Raw genomic sequence first — 15,725 nt, forward strand, 5'->3', positions numbered from 1 at the left:
TTTCTTGGGGGATATCAATGTCGGAATTGTTCTCGCTCAACGGCCGTGTCGCGCTGGTCACCGGTGCTTCGCGTGGCCTCGGCTTCGCCATGGCCAAGGCACTTGCGGAAAACGGCGCGACGGTGATCGTCAATGCCCGCGATCCGGCGGCGCTGTCCGCGGCGGCCGAAAGGATCGGTGCCGAAGCCCTGCCGTTCGATGTCACCGACGCGGCGATCTCGAGGGCGTCGCTCGAAGGGATTGTCGAACGCCACGGCCGCCTCGATATTCTGGTCAACAACGCCGGCATCCAGCATCGAAGTCCGTTGGTCGAATGGCAGGACGAGGATTTCGACCATGTGATTGCCGTCAATCTTTCGGCCTGCTTCCGTCTGATGCGCGACGCGGTGCGCCTGATGCTGCCAAACAAGTTCGGGCGCATAATAAACACCGGATCGGTTGCGGCGATCCTTGGCCGTCCCACCATTCACGCCTATGTGGCGGCAAAGGCGGGCCTGCACGGGCTGACACGCTCGACCGCCGCTGAACTGGGCCGTCACGGCATCACCGTCAACGCGATCGCCCCCGGCTATTTCGCCACCGAGCTCAACACCGCACTTATGAGCGACGAGGCCTTCACCAAATGGGTCGAGGCACGAACCCCGGCGGGCCGCTGGGCCCAGCCTGAGGAACTCGGCGGAGCCGTGGTGTTTCTCGCCTCAGAGGCTGCCGCCTACGTCAACGGCCATGTGCTGGCCGTCGACGGTGGGCTGTCGGTTTCCCTCTGACCGGCGACGTGCCTTTCAGGAATAAATTTCAGCCGGGCAGCGCTGCGAAATCTGCGAAGACCGGCTGAGTTAGCCAATTCCAAAGACCAGGCTCACGCGCCCATCTGTGAGCTGCTGAACCTTCCGCAGTTCAAGCCCGCGACGATTTTGCGTTGCTCCAAACAGCGCCTTCCCTTCGCCGACGAGCAGTGGATAGAGGATAAGCCGTAGTTCATCCACCAGCCCGGCATCGATGAGGCTCGCGGTCATTCGCGCACCGCCCATGAGATAGATATCCTTGCCTGGCTGCTGCTTCAGGGCAGCGATGTCTTCGAGGCTCCGGACGAAGCACGTCTTTGGCCAGGCCGCCGAAGTCATCGTGTTCGACAGCACATAGTGCGGGGTCTGTTCGGCAAAGCGGGCCCATTCGAGCTCCGCCGGCGTCGGCAATTTGCCGGTCATCGGCAACGGCTTGTCCGGCTCATTCTGGATCGCGCTCCAGTAGCGCTCGTAGCCGGCGTACATGATGCTCCCGAGCAGGCAGGCATCGATTTGCGGCATCAGCCCATACTCCTCCGACCACGCGTCGACCCATTCCGCGTAACCCTCGGGTCCCTCCATCTTGCCGTCGACGGAAATCTTCATTCCGGCGATCAATTTGCGCATGACTTCCTCCATCAGGCTTGCCCAATGCAAGCACGTTTCATCGTTTCATCGTTGCTGGTGTGCGAGCCTCCACGGGCGAATGCCGGTGGAGGCTGGGCGGTGACTTCAGCCGACGCGGTCGTGTCAGGCCGGCAGGCGGCGGTCGTATTCTGCCCGCAGGCGGCTCCAGCCATCCCAGAACGAGGTCGGCGTCTTTCCGGCGAGGCGGGCGGCCAGCATGTCGAGGTGCATGTGCCAGCCGGCGGTGACGTTGAGCTGGATTGCGCGTTCCGGCAGCCGGCGATGGATGACGGTGAGCAGCACATCATTGCCCTTCGGCTCCAGCAAGAAGGAAACCCCGCCGGTGTTTCCCCAGGTAATGGCGAGCTTGTAAGGTTGATCGAGCTCGGTGATCCGGCCCTCCATCCGATGCTCTTCGGGAAAGCCCGCGGGGCGCTGGCCGGGCGGATCGGTCAGCTCGTCGTTACGCCAGATCAACTCGAACGACGTGCCGGCCTTCATTTCCATCTGGCCAGCAGCCATCCACTGCCGGCGCAGCTCGCTCTCGGTGAGATAGGCCCAGACCCGCTCGATCGGGCCGGGCAAAAGCCGCAGGATGGTGAACGTCGCGGGCTCGGTCAGCTCGCCATAGGCATCGATGGTTTTCATCTGGTTCATTGGTCGTCTCCTTCTTTTGAGGCGGGCGATTTCCTGGAATCATCCTGGGCCCAGGAATCACCCGGGGCTTTGCGTGCGTCCTGCTCGCGAAGCAGACGCTCGAGGACGTCGAGACGGTTGGTCCAGAAGCGCTCGTAGAAGCCGAGCCATTGGTGGGCGCTGGCCAGCGGTCCGGGTTCGAGGCGGCACAGATGTGTGCGGCCCCTCACCTCGCGACGAATAAGCCCTGCATTCTCCAGCGTCTTGATGTGCTTGGAGGCGGCCGCCAACGACATGGCGAAGGGTTCCGCCAACTGGCTCACCGTTCGCTCGCCGCCGGCGAGGTCGCGAAGCATGTGCCGGCGGGTGGCGTCGCCAAGCGCGTGAAAAACCGCGTCGATCTGGGGTGTCTCTAATTCAACCATGTAGTTGAATATAGAGGCACGCTTTCGAATTGTCAACCGATTGGTTGAATGATCTTGGAAGGGAGTTCCACAGGCGGTCTGCGGCGATCGAAGACATTCGGCAAGTGCAAGGGCCGCGGACATGGTCACCGCGGCGGAAGCGGGACCTTCACTTGCCTTCGAAGAAAGTATGAATCGAGACTTCCAGCTTTTCGATGAGTTGAGGGTTATGGCAGCTTCCAGCCCAGATCAGGGCGTTCAGTCTCATATCCTTGTTGAGAAAGTTCATTTTCCGGGAATCAAGCAGGTATCCCGCGACCTCGTAGTGCCGTCCCTTGATAGCCTCGATAAGCGCATTGTTTCTTCCGGTCTTGTCAGTAAGATTCACGTCGGCGCCATTCTCGACAAGCAACTTAACGACATCCAGATGCCCGTTCTTTGCTGCTTCAATAAGGGCCGTTCTGCCGTAGTAGTCGGCTCTTGCATTAATCTCTATTTCGGGATGTTTCACGAGGGCTAAAATAGAGGAGTAGTGGCCCTTGGCCGAAGCAAGGCTCAAAGGCGTGCTCTTCCATTTGTTTCTGGAATTCACATCGATTGCTGGGTGTTCGATCAACGCCTCGACCGCCGCGGTGCGGGCATTGAGGGCTGCGAGATGAAGGGCTGACCAGCCGCCGCCGTCCGCCTCGTTGATATTGGCGCCGGCCGCCAATTCCGCTCGAACGGCCCCCGCATCGCCGCTTTCTGCCGCGATCAGCAGATTCGACCAACCTCTCGCCCCTTCGACTTCCAAGCTCTCGGTCAATGCAGTCGCCTCCCCGAATGCTCCCTGCAGGATACCATTGTTCCGGTTCGGCCGACATCCACCGAATGACCGGCTTCCATCGAAAAGCCTTTCTCATTCGACGGTGTCCGCAAATACAATCCGAGAGGGGAAGAAGGAGAAGATAGCGAACCTGAGCTTGAGCGAGAGGCATGATGCCTTTGAGTGCCTGACCTAAGAGCGCAACGGCGTCCGACTGACTTCACTCGCAAGCAGAGTGGCGAGGACTCCGAAGTCGGACTGGCTGGTTGGTAATCGGCATGGAAGTTCGACCGGCTCGAACGTGAAGCCAGGCCTCTGATCAAAGCGGAACTGGCCGATATCCTCCGGCAGCGGAGGCCGATAAAGACGAACAGGAAGCGCGCACTCTATCGAGAAACAAAGGGATCATGCAGTCCTTCAGTGCATTCGTCGTCAACAATGTCCGCTGGCTCGCGGGCGCCTTTTTGCTGACCCTCGTCTCGTCCTTCGGGCAGACCTTCTTCATCGCCTTGTCGAACGGCGATATACGCGAGACGTTCGGGTTGAGTCACGGCGAGTTCGGCGGGCTCTACATGCTGGCAACGCTGCTTAGCGCGGCGACCCTGCCGTTCCTGGGGCGGCCGCTGGACCGGTATTCGACAGTGACCATGGCGATCGCGACGATGCTCATGCTTGCCTGCGCCAGCATTGCGATGGGGTTCGCCGGGTCGCTGCCAACGCTGCTCCTTGCGCTCTATTTGCTGCGCCTTTTTGGCCAGGGCATGATGACCCAGACGGCTCTGACGGCGACTGGTCGCTGGTTCGCCGCGAACCGGGGCCGCGCCGTCTCGGTCGTCACGCTTGGCTTTCATGTCGGCGGCGCTCTGCTGCCTTTCCTGTTCGTCCTCGTGGCCGGCCTCGTCGGCTGGCGGGGAAGCTGGTTCGTCTGCGCAGCCTTCATCCTGGTCGTGGCCTTGCCTCTGGTTTGTGCGCTGGTCTGGAAGGAACGCAATCCGCAGAGCGAGGCCCAGCCGAGGGCGCAACGCGCAGTGAAGCACTGGACGCGGGCGGAAGTCCTGCGCGATCCGACCTTCTACGCCATCTGCCTGGGCGTCCTGGCTCCCGCCTTCGTCGGCACGACTATCTTCTTTCACCAGGTCTATCTAACCGAGCTCCGGGGCTGGCCGCTGCAACTCTTCGCCGGCGGCTTTGCCGTCCTGTCCGCCACGACGATGGGTTTTGCGCTTCTGGCCGGGTGGCTGATCGACCGCTTCTCGGCGGTCCAGCTGCTGCCTCTATTCCTTCTGCCGTTGGCGCTGGCATGCTTCGCGGCTGCCTATCTGACGGCGCCTTTCGCCATCTTCGTCTTCATGGCGCTGCTTGGCATCAGCTACGGCTTCTCCTCGACCCTGGAGGGCGCCATGTGGCCGGAGATCTACGGCACCGCGCATCTCGGCGCGATCCGCTCGGTTGTGGTAGCCGTGATGGTTCTGGCCTCGGCGATGGGCCCCGGCATCACCGGATACCTGATCGACGCCGGCGTCGACTACGCGCTGCAACTGGCCTTGATGGGCGTCTACAGCCTGGCCGCCGCCTTGCTGATGTGGCGGGTATCGCGGAAGCTGACGCGGGGCCTGTCTCGCGGCTGGAATCTTTCCAGCTCCTGATCGGTCCTGAAATCGTCGACACCAACATTTATGTCGCTACTTGCGGAATGAAGTGCTGGTCCGCGTCAGGCTGCCAATCGGAAAGGTGAGAAGCAAGATGCGAATTGGACGTCGGCGATTTCTTGTCCTGTCGCTCGGAGCGGCTGCCTTCGGCACAGCCCAAGCCTCCGGGCCACTCTGGGCAGCCCTGCGATCCGGAGAAGCCATTGCGCTGCTGCGCCATGCCGCGGCCCCGGGCTCCGGCGATCCGCCTGGCTTCAGGCTCGGTGATTGCAGCACCCAGCGGAATCTGTCGGAACAAGGTCGTGCGCAGGCCCGCGCGATCGGCGACCTGTTCCGTGCGAACGGCATCTCGTCGGCAGCCGTCTATTCGAGCCAGTGGTGTCGCTGCCTGGATACCGCTCGCCTGCTCGGGATCGGCGACGTCGTGCCTCTTGAGCTGCTCAATTCGTTCTTTGGCGACAGTTCGGCCGCAGAAGTGCGCACCGCTGCCCTTTTGGCCTGGCTCCGCGGGCAGCGTTTCGGCGGACCTGTGGTCCTTGTCACGCATCAGGTCAACATCACCGGTTTGACCGGCCAGGTGCCGGAGAGCGGCGAAATGATCTTCGTCCGTATCCATGAAGCTGACCCCGTGCAGGTCATCGGGCAGGTTGCCACGCCGGCTTGAGCATCATGGCCTTAAACCCCATCTCGTGCAGCATCGATTCAGTTGTGGAACAACGACGTGCGAGGAGAGATCAAAGGGAGTGATGGCATGGCTATCGATTTCAACCATACAATACTGCCGGCCCGCGACAGCGAGGCGTCGGCAAAATTCCTGGCGGAAATGCTTGGCCTTCCAGCCGCGAGGCGCTGGGGTCCTTTCCAGATGGTCACCACCGAAAACGGTGCCAACCTCGACTATATGGATACCTCAGGCGAAATCAGGCCGCAGCATTACGCCTTCCTGGTCAGCGAAGCCGAGTTCGACGAGATCTTCGCCAGGATTCGTGAACGGAACCTCTCGTACTGGGCTGACCCCAGCCGGACGCAGTTGGGCGAGATCAACCACCACGACGGCGGCCGCGGCGTTTATTTCGAGGACCCGAACGGTCATCTTCTCGAGATCATTACCCGTCAGTACGGCAGCGGCGGATGGAACCCGTGATCGCTCGGTGGTGTAGTCAGGCGGCGAACGTTCTGCGAGCCTTGTCACGGTGTTCTGCCGCAGCCAGCTGATCAGTCTGCTGAAATCGCCTCCAAAACTCGTCGCGGTCGTGACCCGCTCGGTCGAAGCGGTCACCGTGTGCCAGGCAGGTGCTGTGGAAGGCTTCCAGTGCGCGCTCGACATCGACACCGGCGTGCACCGATGATGCCGGATAAAGGGCGGCGAATAACGTCAGCAGGAAGCGAGGCGACATTTCACGCTCCGAGCCAGCTCAAAACGGTCGACACCTTTCAAACGCTTTGCCGCCGCGATCGATCCCTCCTGGCTAAACGCCCCAAACCGACAAGGCTGGCCTCACCGCTCCTCTGGGGGCTTCAAGTGCCGGAACTGCAGCAGCAGCAGCAGGTCATAAATGATCTTCAATGCACCGCAGATGAGGAGGGGCCAAGCTCGGAAAGAGGCAGCAAGCAGAGCGCCCGCCAGCGCCGGACTGGCTGCCGCGGCCAGACTGCGCGGGACAGATGTGAAGCTCGCGGCCGCCGCCCGCTCCGCTTCCGTGACAACGGCCATGACGTAAGATGAGCGCGTCGGGACGTCCATCTGCGAAAGCGCAGCGCGGACCAGCAGCAGGGCCAGTGTCAGAGGTAGCGTCGGCGCAAGCGCCGCCAGCATCAGGGCGATGCTGGACGGAATGTGTGTGAACACCATCGTGTTGATGAGTCCGATGTGCCGGGACAGCCAAGCTGCAACGGGGAATGAGAACGCCGAAAGCACGCCGGACCAGAAGAAGAAAAATCCCGCTTCCGAAAGCGACAGGTCGAATTTTTCGAACAGCCATAGGGCAAGCAGCGACTGGACGACAAAGCCGCCGGCGAAAGCATCAAGGCTAAAAAGAGCCGCAAGCTTGAGAACGATATTGCGCGAGGGGCCGAGCGCGGACGCGGTACCTGTGTCCGACGTGGGACGGCGCTGCGGGATCCGCGCGTAGAAGAGACCGCCGAGCAGGCCGAGCAACGCGTAGAGCACGAACATGGCCTTGATGCCGGTGAGTTGGTCGAGGCCGGATGGAGCAACAAGATCAGGGGTCGCCGAAGCGAGTGCGCCAACGGCGCCTGCAAGCGCGCCCACCAAGCTGTAACGCGCGAACATCTTGGTCCGGGCTGCATCAGTGACTTCGCGTGTGAGCACGGCATGCTCTAATGGCACGAACACGCTGACGCTGCCGGCCGACGGGTTGATGGTGCCTGCGAACGCGATCACCAAAAGCAGCGCGTAGTCATGAACCAGGGCAAAGGCCACACCCGTGGCGACCATCAGACTGGTGGCGGCAAGCAGAAGACGGCGGTGATCGTGTCGGGCACCAAGGACTCCGACGGCGATGGTCAAGAGCGCTGAACCGAGTAGCGATGCGGTCGCGATGATGCCGACCTGCAGAGGCGTGAAACCCAATGCGAGCAGGTAGACTGGCAACAGAACGGCCACGAACCCATCGCCCATATCGCGCAGGGCTCGGGCCGCAAAAAGAAAGGTCGTCGGGTGGATCCGCTGCACTGGCCTAGCCTACTCTCATGACCTGCGTCGGCGTCACCGCGCTCGGCAGCGACGCTCGGCAAGGCGGAAAGATCATGACGGAGTCGCGTTAGATATTCCAGCGAGGCGAGTATCGGTTTTGTTGGACTGGAACAGAGAGAACCTGTTCCGGGTAGATGGACGGGCGTTTGAGGTACGGATGGATGGATGAAGGAACTTGTTAGGGCCCGTGAGCTCGCGCGGTCACTTCATCGAACGGCCGATGCCGAGCGCGTCCGTTTCGCGTGGGCACCTTCTCGCTCGCTCCACGCCTGCGAAATCCGCGGCGAAAATGGTATCGGACCGATTGGTGCTCCAATATGGACATGTAGAGTTGTTGTCTTCGAGCGTTCCGTGAGAAATGGCATCCAGGCAATGACAGACTGCCAGAGGGGGGAATAAATGCGTCGCATCGCTCGGATTTCGCTTGCCATCATCCTTTCGCTAGCCGTCGCAATCCTGACTGCCTGGGCCGGACTTGCCATGTGGTATCGTCTGCCTGTGGCTGAGCTTGGACGGGCTCTGGCCGGCGTCCTCTTCATCTTGTTCGGCCTCGCCACTATCATCGCCCTCTTCAGCCGGTTTCGCATCAGGGCGCTTGTCCTGTTTGCAGCTGCGTTAGCTGTGGTTCTGGTTTGGTGGAGCACCATCAGGCCTTTCGATCACGCGGACTGGGCGCCCGACGTCGCCCGTCAGGTAACCGGCACCCGCGACGGAAACCTGATGACGCTGACTGATGTGCGCGACTTCGAGTGGCGTAGCGCTACTGATTTCACCGAACGCTGGACAACGCGGACCTACGACCTCTCCAACGTTCAGACGGTGGATCTCTTCATGTCTTATTGGTCCGGGACCAAAATCGCCCATGTCATCATAAGCTTCGGCTTTGCAGGAGGTGACTATCTTGCCTGGTCGATTGAGGTGCGGCGCCATGGAGGCGGCAAGTTTTCACCCATGGCAGACCTGTTCAAGAGCAATCCCCTGGTCATTATTGCGGCTGATGAGCGAGACGTCGTCGGCGTCAGGTCAAACGTTCGTGGAGAGGATGTCCAAATTTATCGGCTAAAAGTGTCACCGGAAGCGGCCCGGGCGCTCTTGCTGGAATACGTCTTGGACGCAAATGCACTTTCCACGACTCCAGAATTCTATAATTCCATCACGACGAACTGCACGACCACGATCGTCAAGATGATGCGAGCCGTCGGTGACGTGGTGCCTCTTGACTGGCGCCTCATCGTTAACGGCTATCTTCCCGAATATGCGTATGCACGGGGTGCGCTCGATGTCAGTTTGCCGATGTCGGTTTTGAGGGAGGCAGCCCACATTGACGGCCGTGCGCGGGAGTCGGGCCTTTCGCCAGACTTTTCGAGATCGATCCGGATTGGCGTGCCATCCCCCGGTCCAATTTATTGATCTCTGGAATCGTGTTTGGAAACGCTGGGCGGTTCGAACCGGATCTCATCCCGGCTTCACGGCGCACTTCTACTTTCTCCTCCTGTCGACTCGCATTGGCGGACGCCGCGCCTAGATAAGCACTGCGCCGGGGCGGAGCGATGCAGAAGGACCTGAGCATGCCTGAACAAATTACCCTGACTAAAGTTGAGCAGATCACATTGAATGATGGCTCAGCCATTCCCCAGATCGGCCTTGGCGTTTGGCAGGTCGATCCAGCCATTACGGCCCAAGTCGTGAGTTGGGGAATCAAGGCCGGCTACAGACTGATCGACACCGCCGAAGGCTACCAGAACGAGGAGGGCGTCGGGCAGGCGATCCGCACGGCTGGCGTGCCGAGAAGCGAACTGTTCATCACCTCGAAGCTGCGAAACGGCGCGCATCAGCGTGACGCCGCCCTGCGGGCTTTCGACGAGACGATGAACAAGCTGGGCATCGAGCAGATCGACCTGTTCCTGATCCACTGGCCAGTGCCCAGCCAGGGCAAATATGTCGAGGCGTGGAAGACGCTGATCGAACTCAGGCAATCCGGCCGGACCAAGTCGATTGGCGTTTCGAATTTCAACCACGACCATCTGGAGCGGATCATCGGCGAAACTGGTGTCACACCCTCAGTCAACCAGATCGAACTCCATCCCCGGTTTCAACAGCGCCAGACCAGAGAATTTCACAGCACGCACAACATCCGCATCGAAAGCTGGAGCCCGCTGGGCAGCGGCCGGCTGTTGAGCGACCCGACCCTCGAAAAGATCGCCGGAAAACACCGCAAGTCCGTGGCGCAGGTGATCATCCGCTGGCATCTTCAGGAAGGGCTGATCGTCATTCCAAAGTCGATCCACCAGGACCGGATTGCCGCCAATTTCGACGTCTTCGATTTCGAGCTGGATTCAAAGGACCTCGAGCTCATTCGAGGTATGGATTCATCAAACGGCCGTACGGGCGCGAACCCGGCCACGGCTGCGTTCCTGTTCTAACCAGCGACGGGACTCGGCCAGATCAGCGAAGGCGGATGGCGTGAGGGTAGCGGCCGCTTGGCGACGGTCGACTGCCCGATGCCGAGCCTGCACGCCGCGATTTGTTGCCGGCCAATGTCAGACAGCCGGTTTACTGACGGAAAAAAGCTGCAGGCTGCCTGGCAGCCCGCTCGCTTCCAGTTCGCCATGCTCTTCGAAAGTCAGGCCGGAGCCGACTACCAGATCGCGCACCGTCCGCGACGCGATGATCTCGCCCGGCCGCGCGTGATCGAGCAGCCGCGATGACAGCTCGATTGCAACGCCAGTGAAGTCATCGCCGCGCACTTGGCATTCGCCGGTATGGACTGCCGAGCGGACATCGAGACCGGAATGCCTCAGGCGATGACGGATTGCGATCGCGCACTGGATCGACCGCGTCGGCCGTTGGAACACGGCGAAAAATCCGCTTGCGGAGCGCCTGATCTGTCTGCCTTCGGCAGCGAGCAGTTCGCCGCGGATCTCTTCGGCGTATCGCTCGATCAGATCTGCGCCGACACCAGAAGGGGGGCCGGCTATCTCCAGGGACAGCACCGACACCAGAACCCCTTCGCCCGGCGCTGCCGGCAAGGCGCCGGTGACGAAGGTCTGGATCTCATCGACAAGTCGATCGGAATTCTCGCCCCAGATTACGTGATCACGGCCGGCAAGCTCGATGTATCTGGCGCCTTCGATATGCGTTGCCAGATAGCGCCCCTCTTCCAGCTTTGCCCAGCGGTCGCCTGCCGTCTGCACGATCAGTGTCGGGACGTGAATGGCTGGGAGAAGGGCGCGAACATCGATTTCGGTGGCCCAGCGCCACAGCGCGATCGCGTCGGCAGGCGAGGCCGAATTCCTGAGATACGCGGCGAACCATTCTCTCTCGAAACTATCATTCATCAGGCTGGGCGCGGCGTTGCTCATATCCGCCGGCTCCCCCCATTGTCTCTCGACGGCGGCCAGATCTTCTTCCACCTGCTCGCTTGTCCTTGCCCAGGGGTAATCCTTCGACCATCGACCTCTGGCATAGGTTCCGTTGAGGACGAGAGCCGCTGTCCGCTCGGGATAGGTCGCCGCGAACAGCATGCACATGGGGCCGCCTTCGGAACCGCCGAACAGAACCGTGTGCTTTGAGCCGACCGCATTCAGCACCGCCCGCATGTCTTCCATTCGCTCTTCCAGCGTTGGCAAACCGACATTTCGATCGGACAGCCCCGTGCCGCGCTTATCCATGCGGATCAGGCGCGAGAAGGCGCCGAGGCGATGGAGCACATGCGAAAGCCGCGGCGACGACCAGGCAAGATCAAGGTTGGAGACCCATCCAGGCACGTAGATCAGGTCGACCGGGCCGTCGCCGGTCACCTGATAGGCGATGTTGATCCCGGCCGATTTGACGTAATGGGTCGCGGGGCGCATCGGCTCGGCCCGGAACGCCGGCCGCTCGCCGGTTCGGGCTGGCGACGGTGGCGGTGTCTGGGAAGACGACACCGAGGCAGCTGCCCGGGAGGCGGCTTGCGGTGCCATGCGGCGCGTCCGCAGGTCTTCATAGAGATGTCGGGTTTCCGGCTCGGGCTGCAGGTTCAGTTCCCGCTGCAGCGCACCGCGGCAATTTTCATATTGCTTCAGCGCGAGAGTGAGCCGGCCCTGAGCCGCATAGGCTCGCATCAGGGCGCGGTGGATATCCTCCCTCAGCGGCTCGATGGCGAGCAGGCGTGTTGCCGCGCGCACGCATGAGGCAGGTTCGTTCGTGGTGCAGTAATGCGCGACGAGCTTGTCCAGTGCCGCGACGGCCATCGCCCTCAGGCGCTCGCGCTCGACCCGCAGCCAATCCTCGAACGGCTCCTCCTTCAGGCCGAAGCCGTCGAGCAGGTCGCCGCGATAGACGACAAGCGCCTGTTCGAGTTGCTCCGGTTCGGAACCGGCGGCCAGCGCCTCGAACCGCACGACATCGAAATCAAGATCGTCGAGATTGAGGGTAATGCTGTCGCCGTCGGTGAGGAACGCTCGGCCATCGGATCCGTCCAACCCTTTCCTGATAGCCGATAGGGCCTGCCGGAGGTTCATCCGCGCCTGGGCCTCACCGTTGCCGCCCCACAAAAGCGCTGCGAGCTTCTCGCGTGACTGCGAGTGTCCGGATTGCAGGGCGAGATAAGCCAACATAGCGCGCGCCTTGCGGCTGAAAACCGGGACCGCCGCTGCGCCTCCGGCGAAGTCGAAACCGCGTAGCAGACAGAGATGAGGGTGCGACATCGGGTCCGCCCACGGCCACAACTTCGGTTGCGATCCTTTCCTGTAGTTGCCCCTAATTCAACCTTCATTTTCATCGGCCTGGCGTTTTCACGAATCCTTCACGCTGGCCCCAACGCGCCTCTCACGTCCGTGGTGGAGAGTGTCCGGACGAGCAGCCCTTATTTCAGGAGGACACTATGCTACGCCCGAGTTCGTCCGAATGGCCCATCTGGCATGATGATCCCGGTCAAAATGAGCAGCCGCGCGGCGGCCCGTTACGCCACGATATTGCACTTACGCATTATCTCGAGAAGCAGCGGGCCTGCCGGGTATCAACGGTCCGCTCGTTCGATTTCCGGACCACCGCGATCCGCGCATGCGCGCTGATCGCGCGACTTGGGCGTGATTTATTCCGGCGACTGCATCCATTCAAACCGCGCATCGCTATGAAAAATGCGCTTAAGTTGACCGACGATATTGGCTTGAGGCTGGCGCAGATCGAAGCAGAGATAAGCAACTCGTTCTGGCGCCGGTGAGCACGACAGCGGGTTTCGGCCCGATCCCAATGGCCTTTTTACGGTGAAAACTCCCCTTCGCGCTCAGCCTCATATCCCCGATCCATCCAGCAGCGGGACATCTTCTTCGTCCCAGGGGCTGGGCAATGAACCCTTGCTCAGATTGGCTGTCGGCAGCGGCATCCAGCACTTCAGCTCGGGTTCGGCGTATTCAACCACGCGTCCGGGCGACGAGTCGGAAGCGCGCCAGCCTTCGCTGCCGAACTGGTCGGCTCGAGACCAGTAAGCCAGGTCGACTTCCGCCGGTCCCTGTTCGGACGGCCGAACCGTGACAAGGATTCGGCTGCCATCCCTTGGCGCGCTCGACATGTGACGCCAGCGATCGGGCTCGTCCATCGTAATCTCCTCGCGCAATCTGCATCTCGGCTGTCCAGACGAATAGTCGCTTCGCGCACAAGGCCGGTCAACCCGAACTTTGCGCCGGCAGTCTATGATTGGCCGCCTGCCGGTTTGCCGCGACATGGCTGCCAGTCATCAGCGCACCTTCGCCTTGACTGCCCAGGCTCTCGTTTTCAGGGGAATGGACCCGCCCTCGCCGCGCGGCAGACTGTCGCGGAGCCTCTCCATCAATCTCTGGCGAGCTGCGGGTTCGAGACTCATGCAGTAGCCGGGCGCCGGTCCCGCACCCAGGGTGAAGGGGCGCCAGTAGTCCTCAAAGTCCTTGAACACAGCGGGCATTTCAATCCGGGTGGAGTCGATGGAGCCCAGGCCGGCCTTCTCCGCGAGATCGGTCAATCCATCTTGTGTGCAAAATGGAAAACGCCTGTCCTCGGTAAGGTCGATGGCACCGGGGTCAAGCGCCGTTGCAGCGGTCCAGAAGGCCCGCATGAATTCCACCCCGCCGCCAGGATAATCCCACACATAGAATCCAATCGTCGCTCCAGGGCGGGCCACTCGCCGCATCTCGGCGAGCGCCTTTTGCCTGTCGGGGACGAAGTTGAGAACAAGCGCCGACACGACCATGTCCTTGCTGCCCGATTCGACTGCCAAGGCCTGCGCATCGCCTGCGAGAAACGCGACACGCTTGTCCGGCACGTTTGCCCGCGCCTTGGCGAGAAAACCCTCCGACGGATCTATGGACACCAGGCTCCTGGGATTGCAACGGGCCAGGATGGCTGCCGACAGCGCCCCGGTTCCGCAACCCACCTCCAGCCAGTCCAGACCCTCCGCCGGATCGAGCCAAGCCACGAACGGTGGAGCGATCTGACGGCTCCATCGTCCCATATAGAGGTCGTAGCTATCCCCGGCCTGCCAGGCGTCGTGGCGCGTTGCCTCAGCCATCGCAATCTCCTCCCCTGATGATTTTCGACCCGTCGGACCGCGAGAATACGCCCGCCGCGCTCGCGGGAACAGGGGCCAGGAAGGTCTGCCCGGAATCGTACTCGGATGCCCACACGCTCGGCCGAAACGGGCCGGCAAGGCAGACGAACCGGGCGCCGGACAGCTCCGATCCGGAAGCAAACCGCTGCTGCCGTCACCTGGACGCGTTCGTGCTCAGCCTGCCCGGAACGCGAGGCTCCGCCTCATCAGTTGGATGCTGAGCGCCAGGTCTCCGCTTCCGATGAACCAGGGAGACAGTATCCGGGACGATCTCAGTCCGCGATAGAGCAGATAGGGAAGTCCGAGCGACAGGGCGATCAGTGCCAACTCGGAAGACATTCCGAAGTCCCGCAGCGTGAAATGAACGAACTGATGGACGAACATGATCACCAGGGAGGCCGCGCCGATTTCCGCCAACGGAGCGATGCGCAAGCTCGGCATCGCCATGAAGCGGACGAGGCCGAGGATAAAGGTCGAGATCGCCAATGCAACGAGCAGGCCGAGAAGTGGCGGGCCGAAGATGGCGTTCTTCATGCTGAAGGTAAAGTCGGACCCCGACCGCGCCGCCGCGAGCGCAACCCCGGCAACCGTTACGACAAACACCGCCGACCACAGCGCGCTCATGCCGCGTTCGCGCAGGAAATGTCCGAACCAGAATGCGCCGATGGCGAGCGGCACGTTCGTCAGAGCCAGCGGCGCGCGCACCTCCTGCCAGTAGGCCTGGATTGAATAGGCGAGGCCGACGGATGCGCCGACGAAGACCAGCATGCCGGGATCGGTCGGCCCGCTGGTCCTGATCGCCACCTCGTTATAGACAAGTTGCGTGGCGACGAGGCAGGTGACGAACCAGAACACGCCGAGTTCGCGCGTCAGGTGCCGTCCGCCCAGCAGCGCGTCGGTGATGAGTTCCCTGATCTGCCAGGGCGCCGGGGTGTCGCCGCGCAAAAAGTCCACAACGAGCACGCTCGCCATGATCGCGCCGAGAAACATCACATAGGGAATGAGCAGGCCCTGGACGCGCTTGCGGAAAAGCGCCTTCCTCTCCGTCACGGCAAAAAGGTAGCCGGATATGATGAAGAAGAACGGCATGAAGAACAGCGATGCCGTAAAGTAAATCGGGTGCGCCCATCGCCAGGTGCTGTGGTCGAGGACGTGGGCCATGACGACGAGGGTGATTCCCAAGCCCTTGGCAGTGTCTAGCCAGGTCTCACGTATGGGCAGGTTCAACTTCAGCGTTTCCTGGATACGGCTTATCGGCCGGCCCGGTCCTTCGGTTTCGATGGCGATTGTGCATTGCATCATACTGTGTGGCAAGTGCGAATTGGCCCGGCTTGACGGATTGCCGATAGTCCCATTCAGTCGGGCGATACCATTCGGCTTCTACGCCTACATGTTCGTAGGGGGCGTCAACATCCGGAAAGAGCCCTTCCGAGACCTTCGGGGGCCGTTTTCCGTTCAAAAATCCGACATGCGCGCGACCAGCGCTGCTGACCCGTTGGCGACATTCAAGTTTCGGAGGCAGGGCAAGTCGCGACCCCAAT

Annotated in this window: 17 protein-coding genes; 7 read left to right on the plus strand and 10 right to left on the minus strand. The window is 61.6% G+C overall.

From position 1 onward, the window contains the following. The first annotated feature begins 17 nt into the window (after positions 1–17). Entirely contained in the window at positions 18–767 is a 750-nt protein-coding gene (locus tag AC0L2M_RS31715; protein ID WP_473536911.1) for a glucose 1-dehydrogenase, read from the plus strand. A 69-nt stretch (positions 768–836) separates the two neighbouring features. Here AC0L2M_RS31715 and AC0L2M_RS31720 read toward each other — a convergent pair whose 3' ends face one another. The 4 genes from AC0L2M_RS31720 to AC0L2M_RS31735 form a co-directional block, all read right to left on the minus strand. Next, positions 837–1,412: a dihydrofolate reductase family protein gene (locus tag AC0L2M_RS31720; RefSeq protein ID WP_031254871.1), complete on the minus strand. Its 576-nt coding sequence runs from the start codon at positions 1,410–1,412 to the stop codon at positions 837–839. A gap of 123 nt (positions 1,413–1,535) precedes the next feature. Continuing rightward, positions 1,536–2,069, minus strand: a complete 534-nt coding sequence (locus AC0L2M_RS31725) for an SRPBCC family protein (RefSeq protein ID WP_473536912.1) — start codon at positions 2,067–2,069, stop codon at positions 1,536–1,538. Next, positions 2,066–2,473 (minus strand): ArsR/SmtB family transcription factor, encoded by a 408-nt coding sequence (locus AC0L2M_RS31730; protein WP_023799123.1) that lies wholly within the window; start codon positions 2,471–2,473, stop codon positions 2,066–2,068. Before AC0L2M_RS31730 ends, AC0L2M_RS31725 begins: the two co-directional genes overlap by 4 nt. A gap of 148 nt (positions 2,474–2,621) precedes the next feature. Continuing rightward, complete coding sequence (locus AC0L2M_RS31735) at positions 2,622–3,257, minus strand: ankyrin repeat domain-containing protein (protein ID WP_128246956.1); 636 nt, start codon at positions 3,255–3,257, stop codon at positions 2,622–2,624. A 407-nt stretch (positions 3,258–3,664) separates the two neighbouring features. Here AC0L2M_RS31735 and AC0L2M_RS31740 point away from each other — a divergent pair, with 407 nt between their 5' ends. The 3 genes from AC0L2M_RS31740 to AC0L2M_RS31750 all read left to right on the plus strand — a co-directional run bounded on the left by AC0L2M_RS31740 (position 3,665) and on the right by AC0L2M_RS31750 (position 6,050). Beyond that, positions 3,665–4,903, plus strand: coding sequence for an MFS transporter (locus AC0L2M_RS31740; protein ID WP_128246955.1), 1,239 nt, complete (start codon positions 3,665–3,667; stop codon positions 4,901–4,903). 97 nt (positions 4,904–5,000) lie between these two features. Then, positions 5,001–5,570, plus strand: a complete 570-nt coding sequence (locus tag AC0L2M_RS31745) for a histidine phosphatase family protein (RefSeq protein ID WP_473536913.1) — start codon at positions 5,001–5,003, stop codon at positions 5,568–5,570. Between the two features lie 87 nt (positions 5,571–5,657). Beyond that, positions 5,658–6,050 carry a VOC family protein gene (locus tag AC0L2M_RS31750; protein WP_128173052.1) on the plus strand — a complete coding sequence of 131 codons (393 nt, stop codon included), beginning with the start codon at positions 5,658–5,660 and terminating at the stop codon, positions 6,048–6,050. 16 nt (positions 6,051–6,066) lie between these two features. Here AC0L2M_RS31750 and AC0L2M_RS31755 read toward each other — a convergent pair whose 3' ends face one another. Together AC0L2M_RS31755 and AC0L2M_RS31760 are read right to left on the minus strand one after the other, a co-directional pair. Beyond that, positions 6,067–6,303: a hypothetical protein gene (locus tag AC0L2M_RS31755; RefSeq protein ID WP_473536915.1), complete on the minus strand. Its 237-nt coding sequence runs from the start codon at positions 6,301–6,303 to the stop codon at positions 6,067–6,069. Positions 6,304–6,404: 101 nt separating this feature from the next. Then, the gene (locus tag AC0L2M_RS31760) at positions 6,405–7,547 is read right to left on the minus strand and encodes an MFS transporter (RefSeq protein ID WP_210334896.1); all 1,143 of its coding nucleotides are present in this window, start codon (positions 7,545–7,547) and stop codon (positions 6,405–6,407) included. Positions 7,548–8,021: 474 nt separating this feature from the next. Here AC0L2M_RS31760 and AC0L2M_RS31765 point away from each other — a divergent pair, with 474 nt between their 5' ends. Next, entirely contained in the window at positions 8,022–9,032 is a 1,011-nt protein-coding gene (locus tag AC0L2M_RS31765) for an Lnb N-terminal periplasmic domain-containing protein (protein WP_473536917.1), read from the plus strand. Between the two features lie 158 nt (positions 9,033–9,190). Then, on the plus strand, positions 9,191–10,045 hold the full coding sequence (locus AC0L2M_RS31770) for an aldo/keto reductase (protein ID WP_128247039.1): 855 nt from the start codon (positions 9,191–9,193) through the stop codon (positions 10,043–10,045). Between the two features lie 117 nt (positions 10,046–10,162). Here AC0L2M_RS31770 and AC0L2M_RS31775 read toward each other — a convergent pair whose 3' ends face one another. After that, the gene (locus AC0L2M_RS31775; RefSeq protein ID WP_473536919.1) at positions 10,163–12,220 is read right to left on the minus strand and encodes an alpha/beta fold hydrolase; all 2,058 of its coding nucleotides are present in this window, start codon (positions 12,218–12,220) and stop codon (positions 10,163–10,165) included. Positions 12,221–12,486: 266 nt separating this feature from the next. On the opposite strand from AC0L2M_RS31775, the gene AC0L2M_RS31780 reads away from it, so the two are divergent. Then, on the plus strand, positions 12,487–12,825 hold the full coding sequence (locus tag AC0L2M_RS31780; RefSeq protein WP_128246950.1) for a hypothetical protein: 339 nt from the start codon (positions 12,487–12,489) through the stop codon (positions 12,823–12,825). Positions 12,826–12,894: 69 nt separating this feature from the next. Here the strand turns inward: AC0L2M_RS31780 and AC0L2M_RS31785 are convergent, their stop codons facing one another. The 3 genes from AC0L2M_RS31785 to AC0L2M_RS31795 form a co-directional block, all read right to left on the minus strand. Beyond that, the gene (locus AC0L2M_RS31785) at positions 12,895–13,200 is read right to left on the minus strand and encodes a hypothetical protein (protein ID WP_023799134.1); all 306 of its coding nucleotides are present in this window, start codon (positions 13,198–13,200) and stop codon (positions 12,895–12,897) included. 138 nt (positions 13,201–13,338) lie between these two features. Then, positions 13,339–14,145 (minus strand): class I SAM-dependent methyltransferase, encoded by an 807-nt coding sequence (locus AC0L2M_RS31790; protein WP_287238537.1) that lies wholly within the window; start codon positions 14,143–14,145, stop codon positions 13,339–13,341. A gap of 213 nt (positions 14,146–14,358) precedes the next feature. Further along, positions 14,359–15,411, minus strand: coding sequence for an acyltransferase family protein (locus AC0L2M_RS31795; protein WP_287238539.1), 1,053 nt, complete (start codon positions 15,409–15,411; stop codon positions 14,359–14,361). Positions 15,412–15,725 lie beyond the last annotated feature (314 nt).

Source organism: Mesorhizobium sp. WSM4806, assembly GCF_055811635.1.